Raw genomic sequence first — 23,416 nt, 5'->3', positions numbered from 1 at the left:
TTAATGTGGCTGAACGACCGCTATCGCGAGCGAGCTCGCTCCCACAGGGTTTAGGGTTGCTTTAAAAATCGATTTTTGTCGGTATTTTCCGCTATTTTTTGATGGTGTTTAGTTTTTGTGGCTTTATTAGTCGATATTTATCGTTTATAAAGTTGCTACAGCCCATCGCCCAGGAGATGACCCCATGACAACGTTGCACAGCACTCCGCGCGCGGATGGTTTCCACATGCCTGCCGAATGGGCGACCCAGACCCAGGTCTGGATGATCTGGCCCGAGCGTCCGGACAACTGGCGCCTGGGCGGCAAGCCCGCGCAGGCCGCCCATGTGGCGCTCGCCAAGGCCATCGCCCGTTTTGAACCGGTGACCGTGGCGGTGTCCGCGGCCCAATACGAAAATGCCCGGGCGCGCCTCGACGTGCCGAATATCCGCCTGGTGGAAATGTCCAGCGACGACGCCTGGGTCCGCGATACCGGCCCTACGTTCGTGATCAATGACAGCGGGGAAGTGCGCGGTGTCGATTGGGATTTCAACGCCTGGGGCGGTTTTGACGGCGGCCTGTACGCGCCCTGGAACCGTGATTCGCAAGTGGCCAGCAAGATCCTCGAGATCGAACGCAGCCCGCGTTATCGCACCGAAGGTTTTGTGCTCGAGGGCGGGTCGATCCATGTGGATGGCGAAGGGACTGTGATCACCACCGAAGAGTGCCTGCTCAACCGCAATCGCAACCCACACATGAGTCGTGAGCAGATCGAGGCGGTGCTCAGCGCGCAATTGGCGGTGGACAAGATCATTTGGCTGCCGGACGGTCTGTTCAATGACGAAACCGACGGCCATGTGGATAACTTCTGCTGCTACGTGCGTCCGGGCGAAGTCCTGCTTGCCTGGACCGACGACCCGCAAAACCCGAACTACACCCGCTGCCATGCGGCGATGGATGTGCTGCAAAACAGCACTGACGCCAAGGGGCGCTCGTTCACAGTGCACAAAATGCCGATTCCGGGGCCGATGTATGCCACCGAAGAGGAATGCGCGGGCGTGGATGCGGTGGAAGGTTCCCAGGAGCGCAACCCAACCGTGCGACTGGCCGGTTCCTACGTGAACTTCCTGATCGTCAACGGCGGCGTCATCGCACCCAGCTTTGACGACCCGCTGGATGCACCGGCCAGGGACATCCTGCAGAACCTGTTCCCGCAGCACGAAGTGGTCATGGTGCCCGGGCGCGAACTGTTACTGGGCGGCGGAAATATTCATTGCCTTACCCAACAGCAACCCGCGCCGTACGTAAAATGAGTGGCGATGTAACAGCCCGCCGATAGCGCCTGCGCCGTCCCTGAGTCGGCGATTTTGGATCCATCCCGGCAAGCCCGCGGCCCGATTGGGTCGTGGGTTTTTTTGTGTCTGTTCATGGGTGGTCGCGGATACATTGGCATAGCTCTTGTATCGGATCAGCGGCAGTTCCGGGGAATGGAGCTGAGTTGTTTTGTCATAAACCTTGGATAAATTAGCCGCTCATCAACCAGGAGAGGGCGCTGGAATGAATATGACAAGCGAGCGCACATGCCATCCCTTGGCCGTTAATGGTGAGTCGCTTCAAGCCTTGGCGCAGTGGTTGAAGTCCAACGGAACGCGTCAGATCAGAGAACCTGATCCGCGCCGGATGATCGTTGAGCGTTACCCCGCTGGCCTGTTCAGCGAGGCTGAGCTGGAAGCGTTGTGGGATGTGATGCAAGGATAGAATTCGACGGATTGATAAAAAGCGCTGGCCGGGATGGCAGCGCTTTTTTTTGTGCCCGCAGGTTTTCGAGTTCACACAAAATCCCTGTGGGAGCGAGCTTGCTCGCGATAGCGGTGGATCAATAACACGGCTGTTGACCGACACACTGCCATCGTGAGCAAGCTCGCTTCCACAGGGGGCTGGGCAAGCCCGAGGCCTCCGCCCAATGGCTCAAGCAGTCCCTGCCGGAGCTGGCCTCTGTACCCTTGGCGACTTGCGGTTTGGATGGCTGTTCGTTCTGATCGATTCTTAGATGTTTTTCGCCTAATTACAGACGATTCACGAAATTGACACACTGTTGAGGGCGCGACTAGGATTCGCCTTACGCCTGTGGCTGACAGCCATGACTCTTAAATAATAAAAAGGCCCGACACGCTCGCTCGTGGGCGGGCCTTTTCATTATTTTCAGGAGCAAGAGTCCGAAAAAGAGCGCAAAAGCGCCATTTCGGCTGCTCGCCGCGGTGCGTATCAACCCGTACAAGGAAAATAATCATGTTGAACAAGCGCATTAGTTTGATCGCACTGGGGATCTTGAGCACGACACACGCCATGGCCAACGACCAGGCGGAGTCAAAGGGGTTCGTTGAAGACAGCAGCTTGAAAGTGCTGTTGCGCAACGCTTATATCAACCGCGACTACAAAGACGGCAACGAGGATAAGGCCGAATGGGGCCAGGCGGCCATCGGTACGTTCTCGTCCGGTTTCACCCAAGGCACGGTGGGCGTGGGTGTAGATGCCTTCGGCCTGTATGCGTTGCGTCTGGACGGCGGCAAGGGTCGTAGCGGTGCGCAAGGCATCGATTTCTTCAAGCAAGGTGACAGCGGCAACGCGGCCGATGACTTGTCCAAGTTCGGTGCCGCGGTCAAGTTCCGCGTTTCCAATACCGTACTGGCCTATGGTGACCAGATGCCGGCCCTGCCGGTGCTGAGCTATGACAACTCGCGCCTGCTGCCGGAAAGCTATACCGGCACGCTCATCACTTCCAAGGAGATCAAGGGCCTGGAACTGAATGCCGGCCGTTTCACCGCCGAATCGCGCAAGAGCGCCGAAGGCCGTGACAGCGGTGGCCTGAAGTCGATCAACGTATTGGGCGGCAGCTACCAGTTCACCGAGCAGTTCAAGGCTTCGCTCTACGCCTCGGATGTCGAGGACGTATTGAAGAAGCAGTACGTGAACGCCAACTACGTGTTCCCGCTGGCCAAGGATCAGTCCCTGACCCTGGACTTCAACGGTTATCGCACCAAACTGGACAACAGCTACGTTCGCGAAAACAACGTCACCGGCGACGACAACAAGATCTGGAGCCTGGCCGCCACCTTCGCCACCGGCCCGCACAGCTTCACCCTCGCCCACCAGCGCAGCACCGGCGACAGCAACCTGGGCTACGCCTACGGCGGCTATCAGCGCGGGCAGAATCGTGTGGGTGACGGCGGCAACACGATCTACCTGGCCAACTCCTACTGGTCCGACTTCAACGCTGAGGATGAGCGCAGCTGGCAGTTGGGCTATGGCCTGGACTTCACCACCTTCGGCGTTCCGGGCCTGACCTACAACGTCGCTTATGTGCGTGGCGACAACATCACCACGTCCACCAGCGAAGGCGGTACCGAGCGTGAGATCTTCAACCAGTTCAAGTACGTGGTCCAGAACGGCCCGGCCAAGGACTTGAGCGTCAGGTTGCGCAGCTCCGTGTTGCGGGTGTCACAGAAGTCCAGCGAGTACAACGTCAGCGGCAATGAGTTGCGGGTGTTCGTGGATTACCCGATCAGCGTCTTCTGATGCCTGAACGGGTTACGAGCGTATAAAACCGTGGCGAGGGAGTAAGCTCCCTCGCCACAACTGATTCATACCTGCCTGAAGTGAATAGCGTTGCGACGCCAAACTCGGGTTCTTTTGGCTTTTAGCGCAAGAAAAGCCACTGAAACAGCCTGTTTTCCCGAGAAAAAGTCGTACTAATGCAACTTTGCCCTCCGTTTCAAGCGTCGCTTGAAATGCCTCAAATACTTTCTCATGGACGTAAATCCTGCACCTACTAGATTAGGCCGCTCAATGCAGTGGAGACCTATGAAAAATGATCGTTCTGAACAGGGAAGTGGGCGAAGCGCTGAGACGTGACAAATACGTCAACGTTCGCGGTGGGGACTTCAACCTCTACGGTCATTTCGGCGATTTTGTCCGGCTGACCAAAAGCTGGGAAAACATGGAACCCGACAGTTACTACGGCCAGGCCGAGTCAGGCATGCGTTTTCGCCGCTACAGCGACTTCGAATACAACCCTACGACCCGAGAGCTCAAGCAGCTCGAACACCGGGCCTACGTTCAGTCCAAGGCCAACAACAGCTATGTCGGCGGACTGGAGCGTCACTTCCAGGACTTCTCCAACGAAGTGATCAATTCGCCGGTGATGCGCAGCCTGATCGACACGGACTTCGAGGTGTACAAGAACGTCCTGCCGCAGGAGTTGCACGATGAAATCTGGCAGTGCCAGATCCATCAGATCCGCATCGAGATCAAGCCGGGCAAACAACTGGAAATCACCCCCGAAGGGATTCACTGCGACGGCTATCCGTTCAGCGGCGTGCACTTCTGGGGTCGCCAGAATGTGGCGGGTGCGGAGAGCCGTTTGTACAGCGCCCAGGAAGAACAGCTGGCGGCGACGACCTACGAAGACATCCTCGACACCACGTTCTTTCTGGACCGCGACATGCGCCATTACGTGACCCCGGCGCGCAACACCCATAGCCACGACATGGCCTACCGGCAGATCCTGGCCATTTCCTTCTCGCGGCCCGGGACCGCTTTCGACATTGTTCGCTGAACGGCTCGAACCCATGGACGACCCGACCCAGCAAGTCCTGTTGCGTCGGGCCATGGTCCGGGACGCCGAGCGACTGGAGCGGTTCTTTCGCGGTTTCGACGAAGTGTCGTTCTGCGAATGGCAGGACGCTCGATTCTTGCGCGGTGTGTTGTTGCAGGACACCACCACCGCGTACCTGGCCATCGATGCGAGTGGTGAGGTGGTGGGCGCGGTGATCGGCGGCATGCTCGGTACCCGTGGCACGATCAATCACTTGGCGGTCAGCCCGCAGCATCGCACCAAAGGCCTGGGCCAGCGCCTGGTCGAGGCCGCATCGGCTGACATGAAGCGGGTAGGCGTGCTGCGCATGTTCCTTTTCGTCGACGATGCTAATCTGGCCGGCAAGCGTTTCTGGGCCGCCCAGGGGTTCTGTGAGCCCCAGGGTGAAATCACCTTCGAGAGGGATTTATGAACAAGACTTCCAGCCAGCCGCTGGCGGTCGAACCACAAGCCTCGCGTACCTTTGCTGAAGCCAGTCCGGTGGTAGCGGGTTATTTCACGGTTTCGTTTGTGTTCGGTCTGATGGCGGTCAACGCCGGGCTGCCCTTGTGGTTGCCGGTGGCGATGTGCCTGTTCGTCTACGCGGGTGCTTCGCAATTTGCGGCGCTGGCGTTGATTTCCAGCGGTGCGTCACTGACCACCATCGTGCTCACCACGTTCCTGATCAATGCCCGGCACATGCTGATGTCGGTCTACATGGCCAAGGCCCTGCGTGCGCTGGGGCTCAGTCGTTTCGAACGCTGGTGCTACGCGGCAGGGTTGACCGACGAGTCATTCGCTTTCCACAGCGTCAAGCTCGGCACCGGGGCGCCGGTGAGCGTGCGCTACCTGGTCGGTTTCAACCTGTTCTGCCATACGTCCTGGGTGCTTGGTGGCTTGCTGGGCGCGGTATGCGCGCAATACGCGGCGCATCTCATCAAATACCAGCTCGACTATGCGCTGACCGCGATGATGCTCTATGTGCTGGTTTCGTTGTGCGACACCCGCAACAAACTGATCGCGGCCTTGGCGGCTGTCGTTTGCATGGGCGGGCTGAGCCTGCTGGGCAGCTCGCCATTCAATGTCTTCATTGCCACGTTCGTTGGCTGCGGGGTGGGCGTATGCCTGACCAAACGTTCCTGATCTTGGTCGTGGTCCTGATGATGGCCGTGACCTTCCTGCCACGTGCCCTGCCGTTGCAGGTCAATACCGAACATTGGCCGCCCTTCGTCGCCCGTGCCCTGGAATACCTGCCAGTGGCGATCGTCGCTGCCATCAGCCTGACCCCGTTATTGATCAAGGACCAGCAGATACAACTCGACCGCCCTGAGTTTTATGCCGCGATTCCGACGCTGTTATGTGCGTATTTCAGTCGCAACCTGTTTCTCAGTGTGGCGCTGGGCACGGCGGCGTACATCGCGCTCGGTTCGTTCCTGTAGCGTCAGGTCCACCACATCATGCAGCGCCTGGCCAGACAACTCCGGATTGTTCACCGCCAGGCGGACCTCAAGGAAATCCTCGAAGTCGGGGAAAATCGCCAGGCCGTTGCGCAGCGCCGCCTCCCGGGACACCAGCCCCAGGCCGTCGAGCTGCGTGATCAACGACAATGTCAGCGTCTCACTGCAGGAATACACCATGCGCTGGCTCGACCCGTATTCACCCAGGCCTGCGTCGAGAAAGCGCAGGAAGCTGTGGGAATACGGACATTCTTCTGCCGGACGCACCTGAAACTTGTCACCGAGCAGGCCCAGGGAGTCGTCTGCGTCGCCACAATGGGCACCGACCACCTGCACCTGTACATCCGGCATGGCGATGCTGGTAAAGCCGCCCTGTTGCTGCCCAATCAGGATTGCCAGGTCAAAATCTTCGTTCCTGAGTTTACTCAGGTTCTCCATCGACTCGGCGTAGCTGAATTCCAATTGATATTGGGGGAACACGGCGATCAAACGATCGATCATCCGCCGGTTGAACTCCGCCGGAAGGGTGGTATTGAGCGCCACTCTGAGCGTGCGCTGTCGCGGTGTCTTGAGTGCCGCGACTTTTTCTTCCAATTGCCGGGTGGCAATCAGCACCTGATCCATGAAGGGGGTCAGTTCCGAGCCTTGGCTCGTCAACGTCAGGCCCTTGTTCGAGCGCCGGAACAACCGGAAACCGAACTGTTCCTCGACTTTGTTCAACTGCGCCGCCAACGCCTGCACCGTGAGGCACGAATGCTCGGCCGCTGCCGACAACGAGCCGGTCTGCACGATACGCATGAGGTTGCGTAGGGTTCTGCTATCCATGAGGTAATGCCCTCTGCTTAAGTGGGCTCGCTATTGTTGTGCACCTGGGCCGGCCAGGTGGGCATGCTGGCTATCATCATGCACCTTGCCACGCTTGTCGCGATTTTGTGCCGAAAAGCGCCAGGAGGCGATGGTTGGAGCTTATGCGGGATTTGGGGATTTTGCCCAGCAGATGCTGGCCAAGACCCGTTGGCGGGAAGTTGATTGCGTTTGGCGACCTGGCAACCCATGCCGAATGGTTCAAATAGAGTGTCGATAGAGTCCATTTGCGAATAAAAACTTAAAAACAATCCGTATGTGTACTATCCTCTAAGTGCCACCCGTTAAAAAGGAGCCCAAACCCATGGCGACGTCCTCCATCACCCTCAACGCGCAGCAACAATTGGATTCCCCGGATGCGGGTCGAGTCGCGTTGAAGTTTTTTTTCAACCTCATGGCGCTCTGGGGCTGCAGCGTCGAGCAGCAGCGCACTTTGTTGGGCAAGGTGGGAAACACGACCTTCTACAAATACAAGCAGTTGCCGGAGAACGTGAGGCTGCCTCGCGATACGCTGGAGCGCATTTCCTACCTCATGGGGATCCACAAGGCGCTGAGCATCATCTTCAGCAATAACCGGGACCGTGCCTATCAGTGGGTCAGCAGCCCGAATACCGCGGCACCGTTCAACGGCCAGTCGGCGCTGTCCTACATGTTGACCGGGCGGGTGGTGGACATCGCCGATGTGCGGCGATACCTCGATGGAGTGCGCGGTTAATGATGCCACCACTGGCGGACCCGCAATGGAAACGGGCCTATCGGATCGTCAACAGCAGCTTCCCACCGATTTCGCTGTTTGAAGATGTACTCGACCCTGAAGACCTGCCCACGGCCTACGCCCTGGAAGCGCTGACCAACGATCGGCTGATGGAACAGGCCGGCGTGCTGTCCCGTGTCCGCCCCGAGGACCGCGTTTCCGGGCCCGGCTCCTCGCCGGTGATGGCGGCGTTTACCCACATTGGCAAAAGCAGCCGCTTCAGCGACGGCACCTTCGGTGTCTACTACGCCGCCAGCAGCCAGGAAGCCGCCATCGCGGAGACCTGTTACCACCAGGCGCGATTCCTCGGGGCGACCAACGAGCCAGACCTGGAGTTGACCATGCGCACCTACGTCAACAAGGTCGTCAAACCCCTGCACGACATCCGTCACGACTACCCAAACCTCCACAACCCGGACCCTACGGCCTACGGCCCGTCCCAGGTGTTCGCCCGGCAACTGCGTGAAACCTTGTCATGGGGGCTGCTGTACAACAGCGTCCGCCTGCCCGGTCACGAATGCGTGGCCGCGTTTCGCCCGCCGGCGGTTTCGATTCCGGTGCAAGGCAAGCATATTCGCTACGTCTGGAGTGCCCAGAAGCGGGAGATTTCGTTTGTGTTTGAGGTGAGTCAGGTGTGAGTTGCCATTGACCCGGCTGTGACAAGGGGCTGCAACAGCCCCCTGGCCGGGTCGGATCAAATCTTGAACCGCTGCACCGACGACTGCATCGATCCCGCCGCATCATTCAACTGGTCGGCGGTGTGTTGCAAATTGTGGATGGAAAGCGTGTTTTCCCGCGATTGGGCAGCAATCGACTCCACCCGCTGAGCCATCTCATCACTGGCCTTCGACTGCTCGGCAATGGTCTGGGAAATTTCCTCCACCACTTCGGCCGCATGCCGGGCGCCGGTGCGGATTTCGCTGATGGACACCCCGGCCTGCTGGGCCAGGTTGACACCCTCGTCCACACGGCTGACGCAAGCCTGCATGTTTGCCACCGCATCCCGTGCGCTGGACTGGATGCGCTCGATCATCGCGGTGATTTCCTGGGTGGACTGGGTGGTGCGCGCCGCCAGGTTGCGCACTTCGTCGGCCACCACCGCAAAACCACGGCCCGCCTCGCCGGCGCGGGCGGCTTCGATAGCGGCGTTGAGCGCCAGCAGGTTGGTTTGCTCGGCGATGCTCTTGATCACCTGAATGATGGAATGGATGTCCTCGGACGAGGCATCCAGCGCGGTGATCTTGCTGGAGGACTGGTTGACCACCTCGGCGATCCGGTTCATGCCTTCCACCACCCCGAGAATCACCTGGCCGCCGCTGCTCGCCAATTGTTCGGACTGCGCCGAAATCGTCCGGGCGCTGTCGGCGTGCTGATGGATCTGGCTGATGTTCGCCATCATCTGCTCCATGCTCGCCGCCATGCTGGTCGCGCTCTGGGCCTGTTGATCGGCACTGGAGACAATCTGCCGCGCCGTATCGCCCAGGTTCCGGGACGTGCCATGCAACTCATCGCTCTGGCCGCGGATCGTGGCGATCATCTGCCGCAGATTGGTCTGCATCTGCTCGATCACGCCTTGTAGCTGGCCCAGCTCATCCTTGCTTTGCGTGCCCATGGAGCGCTGCAAATCTCCTTGGGAAATCGCCTGGGTATTGAGGATGATCTTGTTCAGCGGCGTAAGCACCGCTTTGAGCAGGCTCCACGACAACAGCGCCAGCGCCACGCAAGTGGCCAGTAGTGTCGCGATCAGCCAGCGCTCCGAAGCGTGAATGCTGTGGTCCTGATGTTCGCGCGAAGATTGGGCCTGGTTTTCGATCAGCTCACTCACCGCCTCGTTGCGCTCCTCCAGCGCCGAAAACGCCCCGTCGAACTCCGTCCGCAACGCCTGGCCATCCTGGTCGCCACTCAGTGCCTTGCTGATAATTTGCTTGGCTTTATCAATGTAGGTCTCCACCTGTGGCTTGAGCTCGCCAATCGCCTTGGCGACATCCTGCGGCAACTTCGCCTCGGCATTTTCGGCGATGACCTTGCGCATCCGCTGCGTGTGCTCATCGAACGCCTCCAGCACCTCCTTCGCCCCCTGGGCATCCCCCGGCTTGACCAGCAGAGCGGCGAGCACATCGGCACGAATGGCGTCGTGCATCATGTCCGCCTCCATGTGCTTGCGCATGGCGGAGATACTGGTCTCGTTCTGCACCAGGGCCTCGGTCATGGAGTGATAACCCCACAGTCCGATACCGCCGAGCAGCAACGCAAAGGAAAGACTGACCAACCCCGAGCCTATGACCTTGGTGCGGATCTTCATCGCTTACTGCTCCTGGAGCGGGGGAATGCTGGGAAAGTGTAGTCGAGCGCGAGCAGAGCCTTGCGGTATTCCAGGCTCTTATCTGAGGCTATCGGCGGGGGATTTGATTAGATGAATATGTCGCAAACCTTGGCGAGCGGCGACACCGATAAATCGCGCGCTTCAGCGGTTCAGCTGCCCAACGAGGTCGCGCAGGAAGGCAATGAGACCGGTAAGGCGGTCCAACAGTTTTGGGCCCATTCAGAAATGAGTAGAAAATAATATCCTCAGGTAACGACGTTTGTTGAGCGCTATCGTGGTCCGATCCAAAACCTCAGATAGGCCGTGCCAAGCTTGGCTCTACTCAATCAGTATTGGTTAGCCTGTCGCGAACGGTATCATAGTGTAATACCATGAATAGCAAGCAGCTCAGCACCCTAAAGGCCGTCTTCTCGAAGCCCACTCCGGCTACATTGGAATGGGCTCGCATCGAATCGCTGTTTGGCGCCGCAGGCGCCAAGACCATTGAAGGCAACGGGTCGCGAGTACGGTTTGAACTGAATGGTGTAGTCGGTACCTTTCACCGGCCACACCCCGATAAAGAAGCAAAGCCTTATCAGGTTCGTGATGCTCGGGCTTTCCTTGAACTAGCAGGCGTTACCCCATGAACGTGATGAATTATCAGGGCTATGCCGCCCGAATCGAGTACAGCGAAGAGGACGGCCTTTTTGTAGGCCATATCGCAGGCATTAAAGATGTCGTTGGATTCCATGGTGAATCGGTACAGGAGTTGCGAGCCGCGTTTGAAGACGCTGTCGTTGATTACCTCGACACGTGCGCCAAGCTCGGTCGTCCTCCACAGAAACCCTACTCTGGAAAACTGAGCCTACGACTGGCGCCAGCTCTTCATGCCACGGTGGCCGTCAAAGCAGAATTGGCTCACAAGAGCATCAATCAGTGGGTTTCCGACGTGCTGGATCGCGAAGTCCACGCCTGACTCTTCCAGGAAAACGGTACAGACCATGATTGATTTTGTGTCTGCCTAATTCATTGCAGTCAGTAATTGTTCTGCCCCCAAACCCGTGGCGAGGGAGCTTGCTCCCGCTGGCTGCGAAGCAGCCCTCCTTCAATCCTTCCCGTCATACAGAAGAAACCCAATGCTGCTCGACCCAGCGGGCAGCATTGGGCCTGCGGCTCTTAAGCAGGATTACTCCCGGGCGCCTCCAGCACCTTCACCACGTCGTCGATGACGGCCTTGCTCATATCCTGCAAATAACACGACGCCCAGGCATACCGATCCGTACCGCGAATCATCGCTGCGTCCTCGGCCAGGACCTTGGCAACGTGGAGCAGATCGGAGGCGTGGGACAGGGCTTCGCCGATGGGTATGCCGCTGTTGACGCGGAAGAGCGGGCGGTCGGAATGGTAGCAGAAGGGGGTTAGGCCTGGGGTTTTGAGGTCTTTGGGATGGGTCATTGCGCACCTCCATTTGCCAATTGGCGGCGGACGATGACTAGCAAAGCGATAAAGCGAGACTGCAGCAGATCCATGGCATACATCGATAAACTCCCATATCAGATGAGAGCTGCCACGTTCGTTCTCAGGCGAATGGGTGGCAGCTGTGCGCAGGCTGAGAAACCGGAGATACAGGAACCCGGCAGACCCGAAGGTCTCCCACGCACAGCCGCCATTGCACGGAATGCGGACATAAAAAAGCGCCGCAAAACGTGGTTCGGGCGCTGTAGCGCCTGCATCTTACTCGGGTTCTCAGGCCCGGTCGCTGAATTAGCAACGACTGCTGAAGAGTAGTGGGCGATTGGAGGAGGGGCAATCGTGGCGCGATGCTGGCGAATCCAATATTGCGTATCCAGATTTTACCTGGCTTGTAGCTTCTAACTGGCTGGAGTCCAGTGATCTGAAACCTTCTTTTCATGGGGCACTGGCAAAGCGATTACGGAAAATCGTCGATATCCACTCGTCGCCACTGTCAGTCCTGACAGTGGCGAATTTATCGTGGATACATCCAAGCTAGGTTTGTCCAGTCTGGACGCAGTGTGGAAGAAGTCATTTGGCTCAAGGTGGTCTTCAGGATGAGGCAATTTATTCTTTCCGACATCTTGGCTTTTCCAGCCTCTTCCGCTCAGTCGCATGCAACGATTCCATTAATGGAAGGGCCTGGCATGGTCATTGATGGTGAAGTATTTAGAAGTGAATACGCGGATGTGAACGGCATTCGCATGCACTATCTGGTGAGCGGTAACGGTGAAAGACCGGTGCTTCTGATCCATGGCTTTCCGGGAAGCTGGAGGAACTGGGAGGCCGTGATGGGGCGCTTGGTGCGCGCTGGCTACACCCCTGTCGTTCCTGATTATCGTGGCGCCGGAGAAACGGATATTTCAGCCAGTGGTTATGACAAGAAGAACATGGCGCTGGATCTGCATGAGCTGATTAAAAAACTGCAGATGAATCGAGTTGATGTTGTGGGTCACGACATGGGTTTGATTGTCGCCTATGCCTACGGCGCACTTTATCCATACGAAACCAAACACATCGTCTTGATGGACGGCTTTATCCCGGGTATTCCAGGGTGGGAGATTCCTTTTAATGGCAATCCCGCAACCGGTATTTCGAGCAAGTGGCATTTTCGCTTCTTTGGCAGCGCAGCCGAAAAAATGATCAAGGGTAAAGAAAAGATTTACCTGGACATGTTTTTCGATGAGTTCGTTTACCCAGGAAATTCCAAGGTAACGCAAGAGGTGCGTGAGGCCTTGTTGAACGACTATTCCCGGTCAGGGCGCATGGGCGCGGCTTTCAAGCTTTATTCGGCCTGGATAGAGCATGACGCAAATGACAACCAAGCGTTCGCTGAAAATAAACTGACCCTCCCGGTGCTCACCATTGGCGGAGATCACTCAAGAGGCAAGACGTTGGCCGAGCAAGTGCAGCACATTACCTCGCAACCCCATTCCTTGATCTTGCAAAATACTGGGCATTGGGTGCTTGAGGAAAAAGCGGAAGCTACCAGTCAAGCTATTCTGGATTTCTTGCGAAATACATAGGTCTTGGCGAATTACTCAGTTTTGGGGTGTTAGACGAATAGGCTGTGCTAATGACAACGTTGAGCATGTGGTGTGCTCGGTACGTAGAGGTGCAAAGGGCCACATGGCCAGGAGCCCGCGAAGAGCTCGTCGTTTTCAGACTTGCCCAAATGAGTTTTTTGCCTCACTGTAAAGACTGATGTCATTACAGCGAGGGCTATTCCATGGCGTCCATCAATGTCCGTATCGACGACGACCTCAAGGCGCGGGCTTACCGCGAGTTGGAGAGGCTCGGCGTTACCCCTTCAGAGCTGATGCGCCAAGCCTTGCAATACGTAGCAGAGCGCGGTCAGTTGCCCTTCAAGCCAGTTCTGATGACCGAGGACGATGAAGCCTTGATCGCAACGGTTCGCGAGCGGCTTGCTAATCCCCAGCGGGTTAAGGTTTCACCGGATGACCTATAGCCTCGAATTCGATGCGCGGGCGTTAAAGGAGTGGCACAAATTGGGGGATACCGTGCGCCAGCAGCTCAAGAAGAAGCCAGCCACGATTCTGCTCAATCCGCGTATTGAGGCCAACCGTCTGCATGCCTTGCCCGACTGCTACAAGATCAAGCTGCGCAGCAGCGGCTACCGGTTGGTTTATCAAGTGATCGACCAGGAGGTCATGGTGTTCGTGGTGACCGTCGATAAGCGCGAGCGTGAGCAGGTTTATCGCACAGCGGCTGAGCGGTTAAGTTAGCGAGTACGCAACGTATAAGTGATGCATCCTAGTCCTGGGGGGGAAGGATGCACCATTGCTCTCTGGGGGTGAAAACCTAATAAATGGCCCCGCGTAAACATGAGATTCAGTATGCTTTTATTAGGTTATTGCTTTTGAGTAAGATCCTCTTCCGCTTTTGCTAGAATGGTTGCGCGCAAGTTGTCAAATATTGTGAAGTCAAGCTCTTCGTCAGGGAAGTGATCCGTACTTTTTAGTAGGGTCATAATTTTATTTTGCTTTTCTTTTGAGTAACTATTCCACTCTGTTGGGTTGATGTACCAGAAGTCAGTTCCGTAGACCATCCAAGACTCAATAACATTCAAAAACCCGATGTCAGTGCTATGCTTTATTAGGATTTTAGTAAAATCCTCTTCGTGAAGTTTTGGAAGAGAAAAGCAGCAAAATGTTTTTCCTGGTCGCGGAAATATTGATAGGTGAACAGTATATTTTTTGTCGTCAGACTTGAATTCACTTTTGCCAGCGAGGCACATAGGAACTTCACAGTCTAAATGGACGGCGATCATCGAAATAGATGAGCCCTCTCCTGACAAAGTATTAACTAAAGGAACCAAGTCCTCATTATGAATATAAGCATATTGATTTTCAAGTTTTTCTATTTGACTTTTGAGGTGAAGAGTTATTTCATCTTCAATGTTGATAAGTGTCAAGCCTTTCTTCAATAAACGCTTAACCTCTGAAAATCTTTGCAGTTTATAATCGGTGATCTCTTTTTTATATGCCGCCAGCTTTCGTTTAAAGACCTTGGTGAGGCTGGATAATCCGAATAGGTATCGATAGACGATCCTCAGATTTTGCAATGCAATCGATGGATCCTCAAAATCCCCATTGACTTCAAAACCGCTAAAAATCGATTCATGTTGCACGCAGAACCCAGGAAATGCAGATGCTTTCTTTATATTAATAGGCTTGCATTCGTAAACCTTTAGTTGCGCATTGTATTCGGGGTAGAGTACTTCATTTGCATGAGCGACGCGCTTTAATACTGCTGATTCAGGTATCGTATGGGAGGATACGCACCTGTCGGTGCAATCGGGAATAATGCACTTCCCCTTTTTCTTTCTTGCTTGTTCTCTCTCGCCGATGAAGCTATAGTGGAAGTTTTTAAAGTAATTATCATCCATGTATTTTGGCTTCCCGGTATCATTGTAATATTCATTACTATCGCCGAAAAGCCGATCGTATATATCCATGCCTAACCTTGAGTTTGCAATGTTTGAGAGTCGCACGTCGAGTGAAGTATTTATTTAGCGCACCCGCTCCGCCAGGTCAAGACTATTATTTTAACTTTCAACCCTCTACCAAACCTAGTGTGTCGCCAGCATGGGGATGTAGTCGCGTTTGGCCCGTTGGCACAACAATACCTAAGGATTATTCGATCAAGTCAGCACGGGGCAGCCGACCTGTGCTGTAAAAAGAGGGCAGATCTATTTTTACCGTAGGCTCGAGTGAACATTACAACCCTCAAGAGAACGATTCGAGTATCGCGTTTTGACGCGGGACAGGCCCAAAATTTACGTTTCATCAGCGAGCGTAAGAAAAAATCAATCTGTCCCCTTTGAGTTGCGATCACCAACGCTATTTCCATACCTACCATCGGGATCGGTGCCGGAAACCAATGTGATGCTCAGGTACTGGTTTGGCAGGATATGGCCGGTTTGCGTCAGGGTCGCCTGCCGCGATTCGTCAAACAGTACGCCGACCTCCGTTCCGTACTTCAAACAGCGGCAAGAGATTTTGCACTGGAGGTTGAGGCCGGGACATTTCCTGGTCCCGAGCACACTTTTTAACGACCGCCCCGCCGCTACCAGGAAGCCTTTATGAAAAGCCCGAGCGAACGTGCCGCCGAAGGACTCAAGGTAGGTGACCGCTTCACCGTTGTCCGCTGTTTTTCGCGAGACGATATCCATCAATTCGCGCAGATCTCTCGGGACTACAACCCGGTCCACAGCGATGCGCATTACGCGCAGTTGCGCAGGTTCAAGGCACCTATTGCTCATGGCCTGCTAACGGCAAGTCTGATTACCGAGATCGGCGGGCAGATCGGTTGGTTGGCCACCGGCATGAGTTTGGAGTTCAAACGTCCCGTGTACCCAGAGGAACAGATCACCTGCCATTGGCTCATCGTTGACATCGATGAACGCGGTCATGCGAAAGCCGAGGTCAGGGTACTCAACGAAGAGGGCGTCACTGTGCTGCAGGCGATGACAACGGGCGTGTTACCCGGTGCCCAGGAGCGTGAATGCTTGAAGCGTATGCTTGCTGAGGGAGATCCTACCAACTGTGCGCGGTGAGGATGAGAGTCAAACATCCATCCCAGTACGATGATTCTCGTTGATCCCGATACCGGCACTCAATCGCTGCTGGCTAACGGCGACGGCTGTTTTCTGATCTTTGTTTGGTGGTTGAACGGCCAGGGTTTTTCTAAGCGATGAGTGAGTAATGGCATGGTCGGCAAATAGTAATAGCGTGTCGATTCGGTGTGCTGGTTTAGGTGGTGATTCAAAAACCTCGCGAGGTGTTTTTTCTGCCAAGTCCACAGCACCTACGGAACGAAGATCATGAAGGCAGTGGAACGGCGGGAGGCGGGGGCTTCGATTGCCATTTTGGGTGAGGATCACTGGCAAAAGATGCTGTTTGGTTGAGCCGGTCCTGGCCGTTGTCTTGGCTGAAAGATTGTCGGTGGGTTTGATGGCTTCATCGCGAGCAAGCTCGCTCCCACAGGTTTTTCAGGGGGTAGAGGAAAAGTGAACACCCAGAAACAACAAAGCCCTCGCATTTCTGCGAGGGCTTCGTTTTGTATGGTGCCGGCACCAGGAGTCGAACCCGGGACCTACTGATTACAAGTCAGTTGCTCTACCAACTGAGCTATACCGGCGTGTGGGCGACGATTATAGCGATTGGGTGCGTTCTGTAAACCCCTGAATTCTGACTATTTTTGCGCAGGTCCGGCTTAGGGACGGTGCAGCAGGTTGCGCAGTTTGTTCAGGGCTCGCCAGGTGCGGCTGTTTTGGATGGCGTGGAGTTGGGCTTCGGCCTGTTCGGCGCGTTGCAGGGCGGCGCTGAGTTGTTGGTCGGTGTCGTCGATGGGGTGGCTGAATTTGTGGCCTTTGCAGAGTTGGAAGCCGTCGAGGTTGCACGGTGGGATGTCGAAGGCGGGTTTGAGGGCCAGGTGTTCTTCGGCGAGGTAGTAGGTGTTGATGCCGTCGAACAGGATGGATTGGTAGCCGGCGTCGGTGATCAGGTGCTCCCAGGTCTGGTCGCGGGCCCACGGGGTTTCGATGAGGATGATCCAGGGGCGCCAGCGGCTGAAGTCCATGCCGCGCAGCACGGTTTCTTCGTGGCCTTCGACGTCGATTTTCAGGAAGTGGATGGGACGGTCCTGGGCGTATTGTTCACAGATGGAGGCCAGGGTGCGGGATTGGACGGTCTGGTTGCGCACGTCCATGCCGGCGTCGCGGTGCTGTTGGGCGACGCTGGCTTCGACCGTGGACAGTCCCGTGTCGGCGATGGTGTAGAAGGTCAGGTTTTCGGCGTTTTCGCCGGCCACGCATTGCAGGTTGGTGTCGCGGGGGCGTTGCTGACAGAGGGCGTCGTAGTAGGCCGGCACGGGTTCGATGTTGATGCCACGCCAGTCGCGGTCGTAGAACGCTCGGGTGACTGAATCATCTGTCGGATGGTTGGCGCCCACGTCGAGGTAAAAGCCGTTTTCCACCGATTGAAGGGCGCGCCAGAGGCGTATGTCTTCGAAGTTTTGTGCGTAGGAAATGAACGTCACGGCCAGTCCTTGAGTGTGTCGGCATTGTGTCAATCACGATACGTGGGGCTGTTGTATAGCACGGGCGTGGCGGACGCAATTGTTGGCGCGGGGCAGCACTGAATTCGGCGGTTATGTCGTTTTGCTTAGACGCTTATGCACAACGGGCAGGATCAGGCGTGGGGCATCTTGCGATTTTGTGACCGCTTTCGCGTTTCGTCGCAAATGCCTGTTTTCATGGTTTTTTATCCATATGAACAAAAAATGACCAATGCTGATTGGGTCAGGAAATCACGGATTTCTTGGATCCGGGTTTATTTCATCAACAGAGTTATCCACAGGCTGTTTCGCCTCAGTAACGCTCTGCCAGCAACAGCAGATTGCGCGGCGTCAGCGGGGTTTCGCAGAAGGTGCCGAGGCGAACGTCGTAGCCTTTTTGCGTGAGGAAAAGCGCCCGGTCCAGCACCAGCCAAAGCTCCAGCGGTCGTCGGAAAAGACCTCGCAGTAACTCCAGGTTGCGTACCTCGGCCAGGCGCTGATGGCCCGCTGCTTCCAATGCGACCCAATCAGGCGTGCCGACTGTGGATAAGTCTTTCAGGGCTGCCAGATCGGTGCAGTACTGGGCGAAGGATTTCTCCAGCCAAGCGCTGGGGAGTGACGGCGTGGGCAAGTAGTCGTTGCACCCTCTGATTTGTCGTTGCAGCAAGTCGAAGCCCAGGCGCCAGGCCATGGAGTGGTCCCGTTGTCTTCTGACGCGTGCGCCAGCGGTGACGGTTTCGGTCAGCGGCAGGCTGAGATCGTCGAGCGACAGCTGTAGGGCGGAGCCCTTGGCGGCGTCGGACGGCGCTTGATAGCGCTCGGTGTTGATGCGGTTGTAACAGCAAGGTGCGATAGCCAGTTGTGCACAGCCAGCGGCGCTGGCCAGTTGCATCAAGCGCACATGCAGGTCACCACAGGCGTGCAGGGCCACGGGGGTGTGTTCGGGGTGGAGCGCCTGGGCGGCGTCCGCCGCTAGCACGTCTTGTTGCTGGTGCGTGGCGGCCAGGTGATGGCGCTGGCTCAGTTGTTGGCCGCTGGCGACCAGTGCGGGGTCGTATTCCAGGCAAGTCAGTTGCTGTTCACCGTGCAGCAGACGTCGACCGAGGTGACCTTTGCCGGCACACCAATCCAGCCAGTGGGTCGGCTGGGTGGTGAAGTGCAGGCGGCTGGCGAAGGCTTCGATCTGCTGCCATTTGCGCCCGGGTACGTCGACGTTCAGGCGATGGCTTGGCGCTTCGAGTGTGCTGGCAGGCAATTCTGCGACAGCGCTCAATGCGCGGGAGATAGCGGCCAATTCCGGGAACGGCGCGGGTGCGTCTTCCATCAACCACGGCTGATGATGATCATTTTCCGCCGCTTCCAGCGAACGCTGGCGTAGCCATTTGGCCAATTCCGGGTGGGACGTTTCCCAAAGCAGCTGGAGGTGGGTGAACGGACGTGGTTTCCACAGTGCCTGGTGCGCGGTGAGAAAAACGTCCAGTGCGGTGAAGCGGGCGAGCAATGCCTCGCCCGTCAACACGCCGCTGTCAGCGCCCTTGGCAGGCATCGACGCGCAACCAGCGCTCCAACTGCTTGAAGCCTTGCACCAACAGGAAGGACATCAGCAGGTAGAACATGCCGGCCGCGAAGAAAATCTCCACCGGCAGGTAGGTCCGGGCAATGATGGTGCGGGCCATGCCGGTGAGTTCCAGCAGGGTCACGGTGCTCGCCAGGGCGCTGGCCTTGAGCATCAGGATCACTTCGTTGCTGTAGGCCGGCAGGCCGATGCGCGCAGCACGGGGCAGCATGATGTAGAACAATGCCTTGGGCCGAGACATGCCCAGGGCCCGTGCGGCTTCGATCTCGCCCTTTGGGATGGCCTGGATCGCGCCGCGCAGGATCTCGGCGATGTAGGCGGCGGTGTGCAAGGTCATGGTGACCGTGGCGCACCAGAACGGGTCCCGCAGGTACGGCCATAGCGCGCTGCTGCGCACGGCCTCGAACTGAGCCAGGCCGTAGTAGACCAAAAACAGCTGGACCAACAGCGGTGTGCCACGGAAAAAGAAGATGTAGGCGTAGGGCAATGCCCGCACCTGCCACAGGCGCGAAGAGCGGGCGATGCCCAGCGGAATCGCCAGCAGCAGCCCGGCGATCACGGCGATGGCCACCAGCTCCAGGGTCAGTGTCGCGCCCTGGGCCAGCTTCGGCAGCCACTTGATGATGACGTCCCAGTTCATTGGGTGCTCCTGGCAAATCCACGGGCGGCGCGTCGTTCCAGCAGGTGCATGCCGATCATGGCGAGCACCGTCAGCCCCAGGTACATGAACGCTGCGACCATATAGAAGGTGAACGGTTGCTTGGACACGGTCACGCCAATCTGTGCGTGGCGCATGATTTCTTCCAGGCCGATCACCGAGACCAGCGCGGTGTCCTTCATCAGGATCATGAATAGGTTACCCAGGCCCGGCAGGGCGATGCGCCACATCTGCGGCATGATCAGTCGGGTGAAGATCCGCCACTTCGACAGGCCCAAGGCGACGCCGGCCTCACGGTGGCCCTTGGGAATTGCCAGGATCGCGCCGCGAAACACTTCCGTGGCGTAGGCGCCAAAGCACAGGCCCAGGGCAATGACACCGGCGGCGAAGGCGTTGAGGGCAAGGTCAGGCATGCCCAGGTACTCGCCCAGCGCTCGCATCAGGTTGACGGTACCGAAGTAGATCAACAGCACCCAGAGCAATTCCGGAATGCCACGAACCAGCGTCGAGTAAGTGCCGCCAAGCCATTGCAATGGCTTGTATGGCGAGGTCTTGGCCAAGGCGCCGAGCAGGCCGAGCACCAGCCCTAGGCACAGGGCCGAGAGTGCCAGTTTGACGGTCATCAGTGCGCCAGCGGCGAGCGCCGGCCCGAATCCGTGGAGATCGATCATCATGGGTGTGTGTTCATATCGCGGCAGGCTTTGCTAAGGGCCGGCGCTGCGGTGTGGCAGCGTCGGCCGGGTACGTCAGCATCAATAGATGTTGAACGGAAAGTACTTGTCGTTGATTTTCTTGTAGGTGCCGTCGGCGACGATTTCCTTGAGCGCGGCGTTCAGTTTGTTGCGCAACTCGTTGTCACCCTTGCGTACGGCGATGCCGATCTTGTCGCTTTCCACCACCGGGTCGCCCTTGAATTCGTAGGCGCGGCCGGCCTCGGTTTTCAGCCAGTCATAGTTGACGTATTTGTCCGCCAGGATCGCATCGACGCGGCCGGAGGTCAGGTCCAGATAAGCGTTTTCCTGCGTGTCGTAGAGCTTGGTGGTGATGTCGCTACCCAGTTCGTCTTCCAGCCAGGTGCCGGCCAGGGTCGCCCGTTGTGCCCCGATGACCTTGCCTTTGAGCGAGTCCTTATCGGTCTTGAACTCGGCGTTTTTCGGCGCGATGAACTGCAGTTTGTTGGAGTAGTACGGGTCGGTGAAGTCCACCGCCTGCTTGCGTTCCTCGGTGATCGACAGCGAGGAAATCAGGAAGTCGAATTTCTTGGCGTTCAGGGCCGGGATGATACCGTCCCAATCGGAGGTGACGACTTCGCACTCGACTTTCATCTTGGCGCACAGGGCGTCGCCGATGTCTTTATCGAACCCCACGACCTGGCCGCTGGCGTCCTTGTTATTGAATGGCGGGTAGGCCGCTTCGATGCCCATCTTCAGCTTTTCGGTCGCCATGGCGCTGGCCGAGAAGGCCAGGCTGGCCGCTGCGGCCAGGAGGAATTTCTTGTAAGTCTGCATGTGTACTGCTCCGTTAGCGGTTGCTGGACATGAATTGTTTGCAGCGCGCCGAAAGCGGGTTTTCGAAGACCTGCTGTGGCGATCCTTGTTCTTCGACCATGCCTTGGTGGAGAAACACCACTTCGCTGGAAACCTGGCGGGCGAACCCCATTTCATGGGTGACCAACAGCATGGTGCGTCCTTCTTCGGCCAGGGCGCGGATCACATTAAGTACTTCCTGGACCATTTCCGGGTCAAGGGCGGAGGTGGGTTCGTCGAACAGAATCACCTTGGGCTGCATCGCCAGGGTGCGGGCGATGGCCGCGCGTTGCTGCTGGCCGCCCGACAGTTCGGCCGGGTAGGCGTGGCGCTTGTCGGCGATGCCGACCTTGGCCAGCAGCGCTTCGGCCACTTCGATGGCTTCGGCTTTGCTTTGGCCAAGCACCCGGCGTGGCGCTTCGATGATGTTGTCGAGCACGCTCATGTGCGGCCAGAGGTTAAAGTTTTGAAACACAAAACCGATCTCGCTGCGCAGGCGGTTGATCTGTTTGCCGTCAGCGGCCACCAGTTCACCGTTTTTCGCGGCCTTGAGCTTGAGCTCTTCGCCGGCCACCAAGATCTGGCCCAAGTTGGGATTTTCCAGCAGGTTGATGCAGCGCAGAAACGTGGACTTGCCGGACCCGGAGGATCCGAGGATTGAGATCACATCGCCGTCGCGGGCGGTCAGCGAGACGCCCTTGAGCACCTCCAGCTGTCCGTAGCGTTTGTGCAGGTTGCGGATTTCAAGCGCGGGCGTGGCCTGGGCCATGTGCGGTCCTCATGGTGTGTGCTCCCTTGCTGTTGGCTGCCTTCCGTGGCGAGGCGGCCAAGCTAGCATGCGTCCGAATGACAGCCAACAGCGCTTCGCCTGGTAAACCGGGGATGTGTGGCAGGTTGTCGCATCGGCACAGCAGTCTGTCGCGCCATCAACAACCGAACGGCCGTTTGAACCCTGTTTACCGGTGAAAAACCCGGGGAGTCGCGTGAAAAAAGGCGCGATGGTGCCAGCTTTGGGCGGGGGTTGGAAGGGTTAACCGGATGAGCGTGTCGCTGTGCTTTGAGTGGGTTCTCGGTTTCCGTTCATCGCCAATAGATCTAAACCTTGTTGCGTACTCAAAAAAAAAAAGAGAACTCATGAGCTGTTTCCAGTACTTGGAGTCCTCGCCATGAAGCATAACCATTACTTCTTGCTGCCCTTCCTTCTGCTCGGTGCGCTGTTGTTCCCGATCATGCTCAACGCCACGAACCTGGCTCCGGTAGACAGTGCTGGCGTGCAAGTCCAGCCACAGCAACAGAACGGCGTCACTTATCTGTCCGGCGGTATCGGCGAGGACGAAGCCCGGGCCATCGGGCAGGCCCATGGCTACAACCTGCACATGACATTCGCGATCGGCCCGGAAAACAAATACGTCCCCGATGTGGACGTGACCGTGCAGAACGCATCGGGACAAACATTGTTGACGCTCAGCGACGCGGGGCCGCTGGTTTATGTGCAGCTGCCGCCGGGCAAGTACAACGTGGTGGCGACGCGCAACGGGGAGGCGCGACGCGACACTGCTGAGGTAGGCAGCGGGGCCGCGCGCAACCTGGTGTTCCATTGGAACAGTGACGAATAGCGACCAGCTTATTCGCTGGCGGGTGCTTCCATCGACTGGCGATAGCGGTCCAGCGCTTCGCTGAAGTCCTTGATGAACTCCGGAGTGCTGAGCCAGCGCTGGGCGGTCTCGCGGTCCATGTCTTCGACCCACATGCGGTAGTCCACCAGCATGTCGGCGGCCAGGTTGGTCGCCGCCATGCTTTCGTTTTCAGCGTTTTTCAGGTCGAGCAGGCCTGGGCGTTCGATGATCATCTCGCTCAGGGACGTAAGCAGCGTGTCGAGCATTTCACTGCGGCTGACGGCCTCGGCTTCGCGCAGCTTGGCGAACAGTTCCAGCACGTAGACCGGTGGCTGGGCGGTGGCGTGGGCCGGATCGCCATACATCGGGATCGATTTGCGCCCGCTCATGCGGATTTGCTTGGCTTTGTCTTTGGCGCGCTTGGCGCGTTTTTGCTGTTTGTTCAGTGAGGCCATTGGG

The 23,416-nt window shown here is 57.3% G+C and carries 28 protein-coding genes, 1 tRNA gene and 2 pseudogenes; 18 read left to right on the top strand and 13 right to left on the bottom strand.

The features are described 5' to 3' along the window. Positions 1–184: 184 nt before the first annotated feature. The 7 genes from aguA to BT125_RS18665 all read left to right on the top strand — a co-directional run bounded on the left by aguA (position 185) and on the right by BT125_RS18665 (position 6,050). Positions 185–1,291: an agmatine deiminase gene (aguA, locus tag BT125_RS18695; protein WP_072409151.1), complete on the top strand. Its 1,107-nt coding sequence runs from the start codon at positions 185–187 to the stop codon at positions 1,289–1,291. 244 nt (positions 1,292–1,535) lie between these two features. Then, the gene (locus tag BT125_RS18690; RefSeq protein ID WP_057449186.1) at positions 1,536–1,736 is read left to right on the top strand and encodes a hypothetical protein; all 201 of its coding nucleotides are present in this window, start codon (positions 1,536–1,538) and stop codon (positions 1,734–1,736) included. Positions 1,737–2,267: 531 nt separating this feature from the next. After that, positions 2,268–3,554, top strand: coding sequence for an OprD family porin (locus BT125_RS18685; RefSeq protein WP_072409149.1), 1,287 nt, complete (start codon positions 2,268–2,270; stop codon positions 3,552–3,554). 292 nt (positions 3,555–3,846) lie between these two features. Beyond that, a complete protein-coding gene (locus BT125_RS18680; protein WP_072409147.1) occupies positions 3,847–4,593 on the top strand; it encodes a 2OG-Fe dioxygenase family protein in 747 nt (248 codons plus the stop codon). A 13-nt stretch (positions 4,594–4,606) separates the two neighbouring features. Beyond that, positions 4,607–5,044 (top strand): GNAT family N-acetyltransferase, encoded by a 438-nt coding sequence (locus BT125_RS18675; protein WP_170866852.1) that lies wholly within the window; start codon positions 4,607–4,609, stop codon positions 5,042–5,044. Continuing rightward, entirely contained in the window at positions 5,041–5,754 is a 714-nt protein-coding gene (locus tag BT125_RS18670; RefSeq protein ID WP_072409145.1) for an AzlC family ABC transporter permease, read from the top strand. The genes BT125_RS18675 and BT125_RS18670 overlap by 4 nt, the downstream gene beginning before the upstream one ends. Continuing rightward, positions 5,733–6,050: an AzlD domain-containing protein gene (locus BT125_RS18665; RefSeq protein ID WP_072409143.1), complete on the top strand. Its 318-nt coding sequence runs from the start codon at positions 5,733–5,735 to the stop codon at positions 6,048–6,050. Before BT125_RS18670 ends, BT125_RS18665 begins: the two co-directional genes overlap by 22 nt. On the opposite strand, the gene BT125_RS18660 is transcribed toward BT125_RS18665, so the two are convergent. Further along, entirely contained in the window at positions 5,967–6,893 is a 927-nt protein-coding gene (locus BT125_RS18660) for a LysR family transcriptional regulator (protein WP_072409140.1), read from the bottom strand. The genes BT125_RS18665 and BT125_RS18660 overlap by 84 nt on opposite strands. A 343-nt stretch (positions 6,894–7,236) precedes the next feature. Between BT125_RS18660 and BT125_RS18655 the strand changes: the two genes are divergently transcribed. Together BT125_RS18655 and BT125_RS18650 are read left to right on the top strand one after the other, a co-directional pair. Continuing rightward, positions 7,237–7,647 carry an MbcA/ParS/Xre antitoxin family protein gene (locus BT125_RS18655; RefSeq protein WP_072409138.1) on the top strand — a complete coding sequence of 137 codons (411 nt, stop codon included), beginning with the start codon at positions 7,237–7,239 and terminating at the stop codon, positions 7,645–7,647. Then, the gene (locus BT125_RS18650) at positions 7,647–8,324 is read left to right on the top strand and encodes an RES family NAD+ phosphorylase (RefSeq protein ID WP_072409136.1); all 678 of its coding nucleotides are present in this window, start codon (positions 7,647–7,649) and stop codon (positions 8,322–8,324) included. Before BT125_RS18655 ends, BT125_RS18650 begins: the two co-directional genes overlap by 1 nt. A 56-nt stretch (positions 8,325–8,380) precedes the next feature. Here the strand turns inward: BT125_RS18650 and BT125_RS18645 are convergent, their stop codons facing one another. Then, positions 8,381–9,988, bottom strand: coding sequence for a methyl-accepting chemotaxis protein (locus BT125_RS18645; RefSeq protein WP_072409134.1), 1,608 nt, complete (start codon positions 9,986–9,988; stop codon positions 8,381–8,383). Positions 9,989–10,380: 392 nt separating this feature from the next. Between BT125_RS18645 and BT125_RS18640 the strand changes: the two genes are divergently transcribed. Further along, a complete protein-coding gene (locus BT125_RS18640) occupies positions 10,381–10,635 on the top strand; it encodes a type II toxin-antitoxin system HicA family toxin (protein WP_072409133.1) in 255 nt (84 codons plus the stop codon). Further along, the gene (locus tag BT125_RS18635; RefSeq protein ID WP_072409130.1) at positions 10,632–10,964 is read left to right on the top strand and encodes a type II toxin-antitoxin system HicB family antitoxin; all 333 of its coding nucleotides are present in this window, start codon (positions 10,632–10,634) and stop codon (positions 10,962–10,964) included. Before BT125_RS18640 ends, BT125_RS18635 begins: the two co-directional genes overlap by 4 nt. Before the next feature lie 200 nt (positions 10,965–11,164). Here BT125_RS18635 and BT125_RS18630 read toward each other — a convergent pair whose 3' ends face one another. Then, entirely contained in the window at positions 11,165–11,443 is a 279-nt protein-coding gene (locus tag BT125_RS18630; protein WP_060739638.1) for a DUF3077 domain-containing protein, read from the bottom strand. A 578-nt stretch (positions 11,444–12,021) separates the two neighbouring features. Here BT125_RS18630 and BT125_RS18625 point away from each other — a divergent pair. From BT125_RS18625 to BT125_RS18615, 3 genes are all read left to right on the top strand, one after another. Continuing rightward, on the top strand, positions 12,022–13,026 hold the full coding sequence (locus BT125_RS18625; protein ID WP_256573796.1) for an alpha/beta fold hydrolase: 1,005 nt from the start codon (positions 12,022–12,024) through the stop codon (positions 13,024–13,026). 203 nt (positions 13,027–13,229) lie between these two features. Continuing rightward, a complete protein-coding gene (locus BT125_RS18620) occupies positions 13,230–13,469 on the top strand; it encodes a type II toxin-antitoxin system RelB/DinJ family antitoxin (RefSeq protein WP_072409128.1) in 240 nt (79 codons plus the stop codon). After that, positions 13,459–13,746 carry a type II toxin-antitoxin system RelE family toxin gene (locus BT125_RS18615; RefSeq protein WP_072409126.1) on the top strand — a complete coding sequence of 96 codons (288 nt, stop codon included), beginning with the start codon at positions 13,459–13,461 and terminating at the stop codon, positions 13,744–13,746. Before BT125_RS18620 ends, BT125_RS18615 begins: the two co-directional genes overlap by 11 nt. 125 nt (positions 13,747–13,871) lie before the next feature. Here BT125_RS18615 and BT125_RS18610 read toward each other — a convergent pair whose 3' ends face one another. Continuing rightward, complete coding sequence (locus tag BT125_RS18610) at positions 13,872–14,978, bottom strand: hypothetical protein (RefSeq protein WP_072409124.1); 1,107 nt, start codon at positions 14,976–14,978, stop codon at positions 13,872–13,874. A 372-nt stretch (positions 14,979–15,350) separates the two neighbouring features. Between BT125_RS18610 and BT125_RS18605 the strand changes: the two are divergent. Beyond that, positions 15,351–15,575: pseudogene (locus BT125_RS18605) on the top strand (3-methyl-2-oxobutanoate hydroxymethyltransferase); the annotation flags it as partial. A 30-nt stretch (positions 15,576–15,605) separates the two neighbouring features. Continuing rightward, entirely contained in the window at positions 15,606–16,079 is a 474-nt protein-coding gene (locus BT125_RS18600; protein ID WP_072409121.1) for a MaoC family dehydratase, read from the top strand. A 9-nt stretch (positions 16,080–16,088) separates the two neighbouring features. Here the strand turns inward: BT125_RS18600 and BT125_RS18595 are convergent, their stop codons facing one another. Continuing rightward, positions 16,089–16,319 (bottom strand): hypothetical protein, encoded by a 231-nt coding sequence (locus BT125_RS18595; protein WP_170866851.1) that lies wholly within the window; start codon positions 16,317–16,319, stop codon positions 16,089–16,091. Here BT125_RS18595 and BT125_RS29710 point away from each other — a divergent pair. Next, positions 16,320–16,430 (top strand): annotated as a pseudogene (locus tag BT125_RS29710) (NAD-dependent DNA ligase); the annotation flags it as partial. A gap of 157 nt (positions 16,431–16,587) precedes the next feature. Here the strand turns inward: BT125_RS29710 and BT125_RS18590 are convergent. The 7 genes from BT125_RS18590 to BT125_RS18560 form a co-directional block, all read right to left on the bottom strand. After that, positions 16,588–16,663: transfer RNA gene (locus BT125_RS18590), tRNA-Thr, on the bottom strand. A 75-nt stretch (positions 16,664–16,738) separates the two neighbouring features. Beyond that, a complete protein-coding gene (locus BT125_RS18585) occupies positions 16,739–17,563 on the bottom strand; it encodes an FkbM family methyltransferase (RefSeq protein WP_072409119.1) in 825 nt (274 codons plus the stop codon). Between the two features lie 331 nt (positions 17,564–17,894). Next, entirely contained in the window at positions 17,895–19,127 is a 1,233-nt protein-coding gene (locus tag BT125_RS18580) for a methyltransferase (RefSeq protein WP_072409117.1), read from the bottom strand. After that, positions 19,108–19,797, bottom strand: a complete 690-nt coding sequence (locus BT125_RS18575) for an ABC transporter permease (RefSeq protein ID WP_072409115.1) — start codon at positions 19,795–19,797, stop codon at positions 19,108–19,110. The genes BT125_RS18580 and BT125_RS18575 overlap by 20 nt, the downstream gene beginning before the upstream one ends. After that, complete coding sequence (locus BT125_RS18570; protein ID WP_072409113.1) at positions 19,794–20,489, bottom strand: ABC transporter permease; 696 nt, start codon at positions 20,487–20,489, stop codon at positions 19,794–19,796. Before BT125_RS18570 ends, BT125_RS18575 begins: the two co-directional genes overlap by 4 nt. Before the next feature lie 78 nt (positions 20,490–20,567). After that, the gene (locus BT125_RS18565) at positions 20,568–21,323 is read right to left on the bottom strand and encodes an ABC transporter substrate-binding protein (protein WP_072409111.1); all 756 of its coding nucleotides are present in this window, start codon (positions 21,321–21,323) and stop codon (positions 20,568–20,570) included. Between the two features lie 13 nt (positions 21,324–21,336). Next, entirely contained in the window at positions 21,337–22,110 is a 774-nt protein-coding gene (locus BT125_RS18560) for an ABC transporter ATP-binding protein (protein ID WP_072409109.1), read from the bottom strand. 397 nt (positions 22,111–22,507) lie between these two features. Between BT125_RS18560 and BT125_RS18555 the strand changes: the two genes are divergently transcribed. Continuing rightward, on the top strand, positions 22,508–22,957 hold the full coding sequence (locus tag BT125_RS18555) for a hypothetical protein (protein WP_072409107.1): 450 nt from the start codon (positions 22,508–22,510) through the stop codon (positions 22,955–22,957). Between the two features lie 8 nt (positions 22,958–22,965). Here the strand turns inward: BT125_RS18555 and BT125_RS18550 are convergent, their stop codons facing one another. After that, positions 22,966–23,412 (bottom strand): hypothetical protein, encoded by a 447-nt coding sequence (locus tag BT125_RS18550; RefSeq protein WP_072409105.1) that lies wholly within the window; start codon positions 23,410–23,412, stop codon positions 22,966–22,968. Positions 23,413–23,416 lie beyond the last annotated feature (4 nt).

Source organism: Pseudomonas sp. NFACC04-2, assembly GCF_900119265.1.
Classification (GTDB): domain Bacteria; phylum Pseudomonadota; class Gammaproteobacteria; order Pseudomonadales; family Pseudomonadaceae; genus Aquipseudomonas; species Aquipseudomonas fluorescens_AA.
This window is presented reverse-complemented; position numbering and strand designations above follow the sequence as displayed.